Source organism: Microcoleus sp. B6-A1, from assembly GCF_036705085.1.
Lineage (GTDB): Bacteria > Cyanobacteriota > Cyanobacteriia > Cyanobacteriales > Microcoleaceae > Microcoleus.
Genome location: NZ_JAUBTU010000001.1, coordinates 49,015 through 61,345, shown reverse-complemented (window position 1 = coordinate 61,345; position 12,331 = coordinate 49,015). Strand labels below are relative to the sequence as shown.

Here is a 12,331-nt window from a genome sequence, read left to right as displayed (position 1 = left end):
TCATAGGGATAACAACTAAGCTGTTACGCATTTAAACCATTCACTATCCAGGTAAGATGCGTCAGGCGCGAACACTTACGCCGACTTGGGACACACTTCTGTACTGACGCACCCTACTATCTTCTTTTAAATGCCGAACAGCTTAACAACTGTCAACTACCAACTACCAACTGCTTTCCTGACTAACGTACCTGCATATAAACAGCATCCGAAAGCGGAGGAATCTCTGCATAGCGTCCCAAAAGCGACTGCACGACTGCATAGACAAATGCAGCAAAAGCGCCCAAAAACACCATGTTATACAGAGTTTCCGCAATAAATGCGACTTGTAAGCCGTTAGAAAAAATCGGCAAAACCAGACCGCAGAGCATCAAAACAATGTCTAAAAGAATCGCCTGCATCGCATTAAAACGAATGAAGTGACTGATGTTTTCGTTTCTAACTACTCCTAAATACAGGGCAAAGAAAATAATCAAGCTAGCGAAGGGCAAACTATAAATCTGTAGCAAAGGAGCGAGCGGGACAAAAAACAGTTGCAAGACAGGAAACTGTGCAAACAGATACCTGCCAAAGGCAAGCCCGTCAACCAACGGGAGCAAATAAGGCAAAGAAGCAAAAATCCGGTCTGGAACAGTTGTAGACCCGCGCCAAGTCATAATGAACTCTCCTGAGTCGATCGGTGAACTATTAATTCCTATTAAAATCAGCATAACGCAGCAGGCTCAGTTCCGACTCGCCCGGAATTTGCTCATTTGTGGGCCGATAGCAGCCTCAAGTACCAGATGCAGGGGAACTTAGATCGAATCGGGTTAATAGTCACCATGCCCCATGCCCCATGCCCTATTTGCCCCATGCCCCATGCCCCATGCCCTATTTGGCCGATGATTATTTAATATTGGCAATGACGAAGCCCATTTGACACTCGTACCGATCGGGCAAATTTTCCGTAGGTTTAGCAACTGGATGTCCACAGCGAAGCTCTCCACCGCTCCAGCGCGGTTGTCCAGTGCGATCGGCCAGCAAACAACTTTGGCAAACACACTGAGGGGCAAGCATCTGATTTTCCATTAAAATGACTAACATTTGATACCTCCGGCAGGTTTCACACCAGTAATTTCATTGTATGTCAGGAGTTGGGGACAAACCGCTTAACCTGAACACAACGTAATATTTATGTCAATGGTGCGAAATCCGTAGTACGGTATAAGATCCCCAATTCCCAATCCCAAAACTCTCAAGAGGTTGATTATTGTGACGGACTCTAACTTAGAATTCCTTTCCAAAACCGATCCGCTCATTGCCGATTTAATCGGGCAAGAGCTCCAGCGGCAGCGAGACCACCTAGAACTCATCGCCAGCGAAAACTTTACCTCGGCAGCGGTAATGGCAGCTCAAGGCTCAGTGCTGACCAATAAATACGCCGAAGGACTGCCAGCGAAACGCTACTACGGCGGCTGCGAATTTATTGACGGCATCGAGCAAATTGCGATCGATCGTGCCAAACAGCTATTTGGAGCCGCTCACGCCAACGTCCAGCCCCACTCCGGCGCTCAAGCCAACTTTGCAGTATTTTTGAGCTTGCTGGAACCCGGAGACGGAATTATGGGCATGGATTTGTCCCACGGCGGACACTTGACCCACGGTTCGCCGGTCAACGTATCCGGCAAATGGTTCAAAGCTTTTCACTACGGCGTCAGCCAAGAAACAGAACAGCTTGACTATGACGAAATTTTGGCACTCGCCAAAGAAAACCGACCGAAATTGCTAATTTGTGGCTATTCAGCATATTCGCGAATTATCGACTTTGAGAAGTTTAGAGCGATCGCCGACGAAATCGGAGCCTACCTGCTCGCCGACATCGCCCACATCGCCGGGTTAGTCGCCACAGGGCATCACCCCAACCCCCTCCCCCACTGTCACGCAGTCACCACCACCACTCACAAAACCCTGCGGGGCCCCCGTGGCGGCTTGATTATGACTAATGACCCGGAATTAGGTAAAAAATTTGACAAAGCAGTGTTCCCCGGCACCCAAGGTGGGCCCTTAGAACACGTCATTGCGGGCAAAGCAGTAGCTTTCGGCGAAGCATTAAAGCCTGAATTTAAAACTTATTCCGGTCAAGTAATTGAAAATGCGCGCGCTTTAGCTGCACAGTTGCAGCAGCGGGGTTTAAAACTCGTTTCCGGTGGCACGGACAATCACTTAATGCTAGTTGATTTGCGATCGGCAAACATGACAGGCAAGCGAGCCGACCAATTAGTCAGCGGTGTGAATATTACTGCTAATAAAAATACCGTGCCTTTCGATCCGGCATCGCCCTTTGTCACCAGCGGTTTGAGACTCGGTTCGCCGGCGATGACCACCAGGGGAATGGGAACAGCAGAATTTACCGAGATTGGCAATATTATCGCCGATCGCCTGCTAAATCCAGATGATGAAAGCGTCGCAGCCGACTGCCTGCGTCGAGTAGCAGCACTGTGCGATCGCTTCCCCTTATATCCCCACTTGTACTTGAAAGTGCCGGCATTAGCTTAATTTTCCTGATCGGCAATGGGGAATTGGTAGTTGGAAGTGTACGGGTAAAAGGGTATAAAGAGCAGGAAAAGATTGAGAGTTGCCGGTAGCGATATTGACAAGCTGTTTTCACCAAAAATATCGATCGCCAATACGGTTTTTAGTAAAGATATTTGTCGGGCGGGGCTGGTTTGACTAACGGTATTTGTCGGTTGCGAAAGATACCGCTAGGGCTGGGCCCGCTCGCCAAATATCGACTTTTTTGCTCGCGAAAAAGTCGATATTTCAAATCGTTAATTCGAGAGTTATGAATGAACAACCTGACAATTCGCCCCAGGGCAACTGCCATTGCGGCAAATCTCCGACTCCCAAACCCCCAGTCACTCTTCAAGATGTTTCCTTGTTATAAGCCATCTGAAATGTAGTAGACTCTGCCTGACAGCCTAATTGCCCCGCACTATTTAAAATTGATTTCAGATGCCGTACCAGTATCTGTACCACATACTCGCTTTCCTGGTTTCTGCGATCGTCGTCCTCTGGAGTACGCCAATAGTCAAAAAAATTGGTCTCAAAAGCGGGCGAGTCGATCGGCCAGGCGAGCGAAAAGTCCACAAGCGCCCGATGGTGCGCTTGGGAGGAGTCTCCATCTTTCTCGGCACTATCACTGCCCTCTTATTTGTCTGGCTCTCAGGAGGCTTCATTGATGCTAACGGACAAGTTCTCAATCCCAAAGACGAATACGAAATTTGGGGAGTCACCCTCGGCGGCATCGGATTCTTCCTCATCGGTTTAGCAGACGACCTATTTTCGCTCTCGGCCTTAAAACGCTTGCTCATGCAAATTGGCGTATCCAGCATCGTTTGGATGGCAGGCGTACAAATTGAGTTTCTCACAGTTCCCTCCTTGGGACTGACTGATATTGGCTGGCTGAGCTTGCCAATTACCGTAATTTGGCTCGTCGGCATGGCCAACGCCATCAACTGGATTGATGGTTTAGACGGTTTAGCGGCCGGAGTTTCAGGGATTGCAGCAGTTGTGATGCTGATTGTCAGTCTGGCGATGCACCAACCGGCGGCGGCCCTGATTGCAGCGGCTTTAGCTGGCGGGGCCTTGGGATTTCTGCGCTACAACTTCAATCCGGCTCAAATCTTTATGGGAGATGGCGGGGCTTATTTTATCGGGTTTACTCTCGCTGGAGTGGGAGTAATTGGGTTAGTTAAAACTACGGCTGTTACTTCTGTGTTGCTGCCATATTTAATTTTAGCTGTACCGATTTTAGATATGTCGGCGGTGATTCTCGATCGACTTCGCAACGGCAAGTCACCGTTTATTGCTGACAAGCGCCATCTCCACCACCGACTTCTAGAAGCCGGACTATCCCATCGATTTGCGGTTTTATTTATTTACTCACTGACACTGTGGGTGGGAAGTTTAGCCCTAGCTTTTTCGCTTCCCAGCGGCGTAATTTACGCTATGGGTGCAACCAGTTTGCTGGGATATGCTAGCTGGAAAGTTTGGAGACACGCTCGATAGTTAGTTGACTGTTGACTGTTGACTGTTGACTGTTGATTGGTGTCATTCCCCAATTAATTCCCCAATCGCAAATCCAAAATCTAAAATCTAAAATTGAATGGTTGCTGAAATTATTTGTGTTGGCACTGAATTGCTGTTAGGCGATATTCTTAATAGCAATGCCCAGTTTTTAGCCAAAGAATTAGCGAGTCTGGGAATCCCTCACTACTATCAAACAGTGGTGGGGGACAATCCAGAACGTATCAAACAAGTGTTAGAAATCGCCGTCAGTCGATCGCAGCTTTTGCTCTTTACCGGAGGCCTGGGCCCCACACCAGACGACCTCACAGTCGAAACAATCGCCGATTTTTTTGGGGTTCCTCTCATCGAAAAGCCGGAAATTATCGCAGATATCGAATACAAATATGCCCAGCGGGGACGCACCATGAGTCCCAGCAATCGCAAACAAGCTTTAATTCCAGAAACTGCGGACATTCTGCCGAACCGCAGCGGTTCTGCACCGGGCATTATTTGGCAGCCGGTTTCTAACGTGACAGTAATGACATTTCCCGGCGTACCGGCGGAAATGCACTTAATGTGGCAAGAAACGGCCGTTCCTTACCTGAAAAATGGTGGCTGGTGCAGCGAAACTATTTACAGCCGCACATTGAAATTTTGGGGCATTGCTGAGTCGGCATTGGCGGAAAAAGTAGATAGTTTTCTGAATTTAACTAATCCTACTGTGGCTCCCTACGCCAATCACGGCGAAGTCAAACTGCGGATTTCGGCCCGCGCGGAGTCCTCCGTGGCGGCGAAAAATTTGATTGAACCGATCGAACAACAGTTGCGGCAAATTGCCGGCTCGGACTGTTACGGTGCTGATAGCGATAGCCTCGCTTCCACTGTCGGCCAATTGTTGCTTGATGCGGGGCAAACTCTTAGCGTGGCTGAATCCTGCACGGGAGGTGGATTGGGGGCGATGCTGACTGGTGTTCCCGGCAGTTCGAGCTACTTTTTAGGCGGGATTATTTCTTACGACAATCGGGTTAAGGAAGGATTATTAGGTGTTAATCCGCAAGATTTAGCCGAGTTTGGGGCAGTCAGCCACCAAGTGGCAAAACAAATGGCTGCGGGAGTTCGCGCCAGCCTCAAGACAAATTGGGGATTGAGCATTACAGGCATTGCCGGGCCCGGAGGCGGCACAGACGCTAAACCTGTCGGACTGGTTTATGTTGGTTTAGCGGGCCCCCACGGATCCGCAGAAAGTTTTGAATACCGTTTTGGCGATGCCAGAGGCCGCGATTGGATTCGGAATCTGAGTAGCTGTACGGCGCTCGATCGCCTCCGGCGTAAATTATTGTTGGCAAAAGCGTAGAAAAAATCCTACGATTGGTCAATTGTCAACAGTAAACCGTAAGCTTAAGTTTTATTTAACACTCTCTACTCCGATATAATTCGGCAATTTTCCTTTTGCCTCTTGATTATCTGTAAAGATTCGTTATGATAATAAGATAGGACTGATTGGCCAATATACTGACTCTCTCCATTGCTCAAAATATCCAGCAAGCGAGAAAGCAAGTTTGACCTTTGGTTTCAAAGTCGTGCTTGCTTATTTTCAGATATTTAGCCGTCGGTTTAGCAATCTAGACTATAAAAAAAGGAGCTATCCGTTCAATGGAAGACATTGAAAAGGTGCTGGAACAAATTAAAGAATGGGTTCGCAAGCTGATAGAAGGACTGCTGAGTCCCGATCCTGAACCGGAACTCGAACCGATTCGTATTCCTGTCAACCAACCCAGGAATCGCAGGTAGTCGGGACTGAATTAGAAGTTTGAGGTTTAAGGTTTGACGTTTGAGGTGGCAGACTGGTTGTAAATCCCATGTCAAAACTCTCATAATTTTAGTTGCGCTGGAAATTTTAAAATTGTTAAATATCCTGGTACTTCACGGCCCTAATCTGAATCTATTGGGTCAGCGAGAACCTGGAGTTTATGGTTCTGCGACTTTAAATGATATCAACAAGTTGCTAGAACGAGAAGCGCAAGCCCTCCAGGTGCAAGTCTCAATTCAGCAGTCGAATCATGAAGGGGTGTTGGTGGATGCAATTCACTCGATGTTAGGGCAGCACCAAGGCTTATTGATTAATGCTGGAGCTTATACTCATACGAGTGTGGCAATTAGAGACGCGATCGCCGCGGTGAATATCCCTGCGGTAGAAGTTCATCTGAGCAATATTTACCGGCGGGAAGCTTTTCGGCATCACTCGTTTATCGCAGCGGTGGCGATCGGGCAAATCAGCGGTTTTGGCTCAGAAAGTTATCGGCTGGGGCTGCAAGCTCTAGTTAGTTACCTGATTAAAAATTAGAAATTTACCGATGGTAGCGATCGGATGAGGGCAGGTTTTAGATGGAAAACCAGCCCTTATATGTTTGGGTTGAATTCAAATTAATCACAAGACTTTGGGGGAGCATCTCACTTATGCAGCCCTCCGCTAGAAATTGGAGCCAGGAGTCAGGAGTCAGGAGGAAAGAAGAAGAAGGAAGAAGAAGGAAGGAGCCATAATAAGTGTTTTTACAAATATGAGATGCTCCCGACTTTGGCAAAAAAGGATACCAGAAAAAATTATAAATTATAAATTACCAATTACTAACAACTAGAGTTAAATTCAAATGCGGCATTCCCTGTTGAGCAAGTTTCAAGGAACCATCCTGGGGGCAGTTTTAGGAGACTCTATAGGCCTGCAATACCAGAGGCAACTCGTGGGTATTTCCCCCCAAACAGAAGACTTGCAGCCGATTTTACAACTGACGAAACACCAACAATTGACCCTAAGAGGGGCAACATTGGCGTTGAATTCTGTCAACAGTAAAATCCCAAGTGGCAAAGACTCATCCGCATCCGGGAGACTTGCGGTAGCGTGTGCTCAAAGTTTAATTCGGTGTAGGGGTTTAGATTTAAAAGATTGGCGCGATACTTGGGAAGCATTTGCCAAGTCGGAAATCTACCATCCCCGCAACAGTGAGTTTCCAACCTTACTTAACCCTGGTGAAGCTGCCCTTGCTGCGCTGCCATCGGCGATGTTTTTTCACGAAAATAAAGCCAAGCTGCGAGAAAAAATCATGCTGGCGATAGAGGTTTGGCACAACGAAAACCAGCCAGAATGGGAAACAGCAATTTTAGCAGTAGCATTTACGATCGCCCGATCTCTCAAAGAAAGACTTGATCCCGCGACAGCGATCGAGCAAACACTTGCCTACCTGAAAACAGATAATGCCTTAACAGAGCTGCTGCTGCAAGTGCAAATACTACTAGAAAAGGGAGCCGATTTAGAAACAGCCGCCACTCATCTGTGCAAAAGCGCCACAGCTTTTCGAGAAAGACAGGGCGAAGGTGAAAAAAAATTACACACCGAGTTAATTGTCAACCCTGGAAATTTCATTCCCATTGCCTTAGCTTTCTACTGCTTTTTGAACACCCCAGAAGACTTGCGCTTGTCAGTGGTGCGTGCTGCCCGCTGTGGTATAGCCGGACAAATAACCTGCGCTTTGACAGGAGCTTTGTCTGGAGCCTATAACGGCGTTGCTGGGATTCCTGTAGAATGGCGACAGGTATCTTCGGCTGAGGTTAATTCGCTGCAGCTAGCTGAGGGCCGAGAACCCTCGCTCTGGGGAACTGGCAGCGATGTAAAAATTGTAGAGTTAGCAAATAACCTGTTTGCTGTTTGGGCAGGAGTTTACAGCCCAGATGCCGGACTGGATTCCGCAGCCCTAGCCCGATCGGTGGCTGCACCTTATGTCATTAGACCTCGTAAAATATAAAGGTTGGAGCTTTTACTGGTAAGGGCTGAATATTCAGCCACGGTAGTTCGGATAAACTCAATCAAGATGCCTAGTCAGAAATTCTGACAAAGCTGCTGGATAACAGTGATATATCTTCGACACAAATGAATACGCTCTCCTCATTGATGCGGCAGATTGAGCAGCTAGGGGCTGCGCGCTCACTGCGCCAACACATTGCTAAAGTGCAAAATGGCGACAGCAAAGCAGATACCGAGCGCGCTAGCGGGCCTCTCCTGAGCCGTTTGTCGCGCCAGAAATGGCTTCTTCCCGAGACTTTTACTACTAAATTTACAAGTAAAACCTCCAAATCAAGCCTCAAAAATCAAGCTCGTTCCCCTATGTTGGCGCTGGTAGCGGTAGTTTCCCTAAGCAGCACTCTGGGTCACCGCTTCTACAACCAGCCGAAACTGGATGTGGGGACGAAAGCTCCTCAGACGATTAAGGCTCCTGATACTGCTAGCGTCCCGGATTACAAAACTACTGAAGAACAGCGGAAAGCAGCGCGGACCGGGGCTGTAGCGATATTAATGCTAGATCCTGCGGTTGATCGACAAATTTATCAAGAATTACAACAATTTTTGCAGCAGGGAAGCGAGCTGCGGGAGGCGGTAGGCCCGTTTCCGTTTGCGAGTCCCTCGGTGCTCTCAAATGCTGCTCAGGTTTACTTGCGGGGCTGTCCCGAGTGGGAGTGGCGATCTATTGTGGCGCAAGCGGGTGACAAAAGGGCAACTTCCGAGCGATTGAGTTTGCATTCCCCGGCAATTGCTGGGGCAACAGATAACAAGTCTCAGCAAGATGCTATCGCTCAACTGCAAGCTTACAGCCGATCGGTCCGGGCGACAGAGTTTCAAAGCCTGACAGACAGTATTTCCTCTGCTCGCCGGCGCTATCTCAATGCTGTGGAGGCGCTGGGAAAACCGTCGGTTGTGGGGCTCCCACAGATTTACGATACTTCGCTGTTTGATTTATCGGCTCCAGCTTGGCAGAAAACCCAAACCGGTATGAGTCGGGCGGCAAAAAGGATGGTGGCTCAAGGTATCGCCCAGGGGTTGCCAAAAGAGATTTTGAAAGAAGCCGTGAAGCTGCAAGTGGCAGATGAAGTCCCGTTAGATTCGCAAGCTTTGGCGGTGGAGGGTTTAACAGCGATTTTGCAGCCCAATCTGGTGAGAGATCCCGAGGAAACCAAACAGCTAGCTGAATTAGCGGCGCAAAAGGTGAAACCGGTGATGATCGCAGTAGATCAGGGCGAAATAATTGTTGCACAAGGAAAAGAGATCTCGCAGGAAGATTTCGTGTTGCTGGACTATTTTGGTTTAAGCCGGCGGGGGGTGAATTGGCTGGGGCTGACGGGTTTTGTTTGTTTAGTCGCGGGGGCAATTGCGATCGTACTACTGGTGGAAAGGCACTACCGCTTGCGCCGCAGAGATCATTTGCTATTGCTGCTGCTGACTTTGAGCGCGCCAGTGCTGGTGAGTTTGGGGCTGCCTTGGACGAGTTTGCCCGCGATCGGGATTTTAGCGGGCGGCTTCTACGGTTCGGCAGTGGGAGTGACTGTGGTGGGGCTGCTGTCGGCGCTGCTGCCCGTTGGCTTAAATGTGGACTTGATTCATTTGGTGGCTAGCGGGGCGGGGGGATTGCTGGGTGCTTTTATGGCCGGGCGGCTGCGATCGCGCGAGGAATTGGCTCTTTTGGGCGTGGCTGTCGGCTTGGCTCAGGGCAGCGTTTATCTGGTGGGGACTTTGATTGCCAGCGCGGCTGCCGGTGCAATTTGGTACGTCGTACTGGGTACGGTGGGCGCGCAAAGTTTGGCCGGTTTGGCTTGGAGCGTTGTGGCGATCGGCATCAGCCCTTATTTGGAACACGTTTTTGACTTGATTACGCCGATCCGGCTGGCGGAACTTGCCAATCCCAACCGCCCGCTGTTGAAGAAATTGGCTGCCGAGGCTCCGGGGACTTTTCAGCACACGCTGTTTGTGGCGAGTTTGGCGGAGGCTGCGGCCCGGGAACTCGGCTGCAATGTTGAGCTGGTCAGAACAGGCACATTATACCACGATATTGGAAAAATGCACGACCCGCTCGGATTTTGTGAAAATCAAATGGGCGGGGCCAACAAACATGATGAAATTAATGACCCTTGGGCGAGCGCGGAGATTATTAAAAAGCACGTTACCGAGGGTTTGGTGATGGCGCGGAAGCATCGATTGCCGAAGGCAATTCAGGCGTTTATTCCCGAACACCAAGGTACAATGTTGATTGCTTATTTCTACCACCAAGCGCAGCAAATTGCTGCCAAAGAAACAGAAGATTTAAAGATTGCTTTGCCAGATGCGGATAATTCAAAGTTAACAATCGCAAGTCGCCAAGTGAGGGAGGAGGATTTTCGCTACGATGGGCCGATTCCCCAGTCGCGGGAAACGGGGATTCTGATGCTGGCGGATTCTTGCGAGGCAGCTTTGCGATCGCTCAAGGATGCTACTCATGAAGAGGCTTTGAATATGGTTAATCGGATTTTGAGGGCTCGCTGGCAGGATAATCAGTTGATTGATTCGGATTTAACGCGGGAGGATATGTCTCTAATTGCGGAGATTTTTGTGCGGGTTTGGGAACAGTTCAATCACAAGCGGATTGCTTACCCCAGTGCAGTTTTCACTCCCAGGTAGGCGGAAACTTTTAGTTATGAAAAATCTGTTCGCATTTCAGTTGTGAATGAGATTTCATTGCGATTTGCCCCGCAAATAGCCATGCACTTCAGGATTGTTACTGACAATTACCATAGTTTGTTTGATTCGTCAAAATTCCCAAGAGTGGATATCTCTTTCGCCGGCTAGGTGCGATCGCAATTTTTGCCAGTCTGGGGCATCGATCGCATTGGCAAAAGCGATGATAGTATCTACAACCCCAGCGCAGTCAACAATCCAGCGGATTTCTGGCCGTTCCTACATCACAAATAAATTTTGTGAGTTGTGAGTTCAAAAGATTTTAATTTTTAACCGCAGATGAACGCGGATAAACGCCGATTTTTTATGTTAATTTTATCCTTTGACTCCCGCAGCAGTTTCTGTTGGCACAATGTATTTTTGCAAAAGCAAAAATAGTCCTAAAACTGGAACAATAGAAATAATAGAACCCGCCGCAACTAAACGCCAATCTAAAGAAAATGTCCCGGCTAAATTGGCTACGCCTAAAGGTAAAGTGTAATATTCCGGCCTGTCTAAAACTAGCAGTGGCCACAGAAAGTCGCTCCAAGAACCGATAAATACGAAAATTCCTAGGGTGACTAAAGCTGGCTTAATTGCGGGAATCATGACGTGCCACCAAATGCCTAATTCGCAGCAGCCGTCGATGCGGGCGGCTTCTTCTAGTTCTTTGGGAACTGCTAGAAATGCTTGTCGTAATAAAAATATCCCGAAGGCTGAGGCTAGCCCTGGAAAGATTACGCCTAAATAACTATTTTTTAGTCCGAGTTGTACTGTCAATATGTATAGGGGAATCATGACTATTTGGAAGGGAATCATGATTGTGGAAATGATTGTGATTAAGATGGCTTCGCGGCCGCGAAAGTTGAGTCTGGCTAAGGGGTAAGCGGCGAGGGCGCAAAAGAGGACGTTGATGCTAACTGTGAGGCCGGCAATTAGGGTGCTGTTGAACAGGTAGCGGCCGAAGGGGTTGGTTTGCCAAACTTTGATGAAGTTTTCGAGGGTTGGCTGTTGTGGCCACAGTTGCGGGGGAAATTGAAAGATGTTTTCGTTGGGGGATTTGAGAGAGGTACTGAGCAGCCACAGCAAGGGAAACAGCATTAAAAGTGCGATCGCGCTCATGAGGCTGTACGTCCACAGGGTGCTCCACGGCGATGGAGTGTGGTTTGGGGAATTTGATTTTTTAGTTTTGAGATTGTTCATTGTTGGGATATGATGATAAGTCCTTGCTTCGTGAGAAGCCTTGTTGTCCATAAGGGGATTATTGCCATGAAACCGTTTATTTACGAAACTATGTACATTCTGCGCCCTGATTTGGGTGAAGAAATGACAGACCAGGCGATCGCTAAATATCAAACTATTTTGCGCGATCAAGGTGCTGAAAACATCGAAACTCAGCACCGCGGCAAGCGCCGTTTGGCTTACGAAATCGGCAAGCACCGGGACGGAGTATACGTTCAAATGAACTATACAGCTCCGGGCGCTGCAATTTTTACCCTGGAGCGCGCGATGCGTCTGAGCGAAGAAGTGATTCGCTATTTGACTATCAAGCAAGATGTGCCAGATGCACCTGAAGCGGAAGCGGAAGCTGAAGTCGCCGAGTAGCGATCGTGTCAACTTAACGTCTTATGTAGTACCAGTCTACTGTTTGACGATTAGGGCAGCTTACTTCTGGGCCCCGGCACGCCTTTCTTAAGGGCTACGCTGTATACACAACTTGAAAAACTAACGTCAGAGCCTTTCGCTCCCCCTGGCATCCTCCTGAACAAG

The 12,331-nt window shown here is 48.6% G+C and carries 12 protein-coding genes; 8 read left to right on the top strand and 4 right to left on the bottom strand.

The window, feature by feature from the left end:
- Positions 1-182: 182 nt before the first annotated feature.
- Positions 183-656 carry a Tic20 family protein gene (locus QUB11_RS00210; protein ID WP_333198680.1) on the bottom strand — a complete coding sequence of 158 codons (474 nt, stop codon included), beginning with the start codon at positions 654-656 and terminating at the stop codon, positions 183-185.
- 229 nt (positions 657-885) lie between these two features.
- Positions 886-1,083: a hypothetical protein gene (locus QUB11_RS00205; RefSeq protein WP_006631916.1), complete on the bottom strand. Its 198-nt coding sequence runs from the start codon at positions 1,081-1,083 to the stop codon at positions 886-888.
- A gap of 168 nt (positions 1,084-1,251) precedes the next feature.
- On the opposite strand from QUB11_RS00205, the gene glyA reads away from it, so the two are divergent.
- A complete protein-coding gene (gene glyA / locus QUB11_RS00200; RefSeq protein WP_333198679.1) occupies positions 1,252-2,535 on the top strand; it encodes a serine hydroxymethyltransferase in 1,284 nt (427 codons plus the stop codon).
- A 139-nt stretch (positions 2,536-2,674) separates the two neighbouring features.
- On the opposite strand, the gene QUB11_RS00195 is transcribed toward glyA, so the two are convergent.
- Positions 2,675-2,863, bottom strand: coding sequence for a hypothetical protein (locus QUB11_RS00195; protein WP_333198677.1), 189 nt, complete (start codon positions 2,861-2,863; stop codon positions 2,675-2,677).
- A gap of 128 nt (positions 2,864-2,991) precedes the next feature.
- Here QUB11_RS00195 and QUB11_RS00190 point away from each other — a divergent pair, with 128 nt between their 5' ends.
- The 6 genes from QUB11_RS00190 (at position 2,992) to QUB11_RS00165 (ending at position 10,525) form a co-directional block, all read left to right on the top strand.
- A complete protein-coding gene (locus QUB11_RS00190) occupies positions 2,992-4,047 on the top strand; it encodes an MraY family glycosyltransferase (protein ID WP_333198675.1) in 1,056 nt (351 codons plus the stop codon).
- Positions 4,048-4,144: 97 nt separating this feature from the next.
- The gene (locus QUB11_RS00185; RefSeq protein WP_333198673.1) at positions 4,145-5,401 is read left to right on the top strand and encodes a competence/damage-inducible protein A; all 1,257 of its coding nucleotides are present in this window, start codon (positions 4,145-4,147) and stop codon (positions 5,399-5,401) included.
- Positions 5,402-5,700: 299 nt separating this feature from the next.
- Positions 5,701-5,838, top strand: coding sequence for a hypothetical protein (locus tag QUB11_RS00180; RefSeq protein WP_333153076.1), 138 nt, complete (start codon positions 5,701-5,703; stop codon positions 5,836-5,838).
- A gap of 112 nt (positions 5,839-5,950) precedes the next feature.
- Positions 5,951-6,391 carry a type II 3-dehydroquinate dehydratase gene (aroQ, locus tag QUB11_RS00175; protein WP_138920973.1) on the top strand — a complete coding sequence of 147 codons (441 nt, stop codon included), beginning with the start codon at positions 5,951-5,953 and terminating at the stop codon, positions 6,389-6,391.
- Positions 6,392-6,695: 304 nt separating this feature from the next.
- Positions 6,696-7,844 (top strand): ADP-ribosylglycohydrolase family protein, encoded by a 1,149-nt coding sequence (locus QUB11_RS00170; protein WP_333198671.1) that lies wholly within the window; start codon positions 6,696-6,698, stop codon positions 7,842-7,844.
- Positions 7,845-7,969: 125 nt separating this feature from the next.
- Positions 7,970-10,525 carry an HDIG domain-containing metalloprotein gene (locus QUB11_RS00165; RefSeq protein WP_333389383.1) on the top strand — a complete coding sequence of 852 codons (2,556 nt, stop codon included), beginning with the start codon at positions 7,970-7,972 and terminating at the stop codon, positions 10,523-10,525.
- A 372-nt stretch (positions 10,526-10,897) separates the two neighbouring features.
- Here QUB11_RS00165 and QUB11_RS00160 read toward each other — a convergent pair whose 3' ends face one another.
- A complete protein-coding gene (locus QUB11_RS00160; protein ID WP_333389381.1) occupies positions 10,898-11,815 on the bottom strand; it encodes a carbohydrate ABC transporter permease in 918 nt (305 codons plus the stop codon).
- A gap of 15 nt (positions 11,816-11,830) precedes the next feature.
- Between QUB11_RS00160 and rpsF the strand changes: the two genes are divergently transcribed.
- A complete protein-coding gene (gene rpsF, locus QUB11_RS00155) occupies positions 11,831-12,166 on the top strand; it encodes a 30S ribosomal protein S6 (protein ID WP_015176119.1) in 336 nt (111 codons plus the stop codon).
- Positions 12,167-12,331 lie beyond the last annotated feature (165 nt).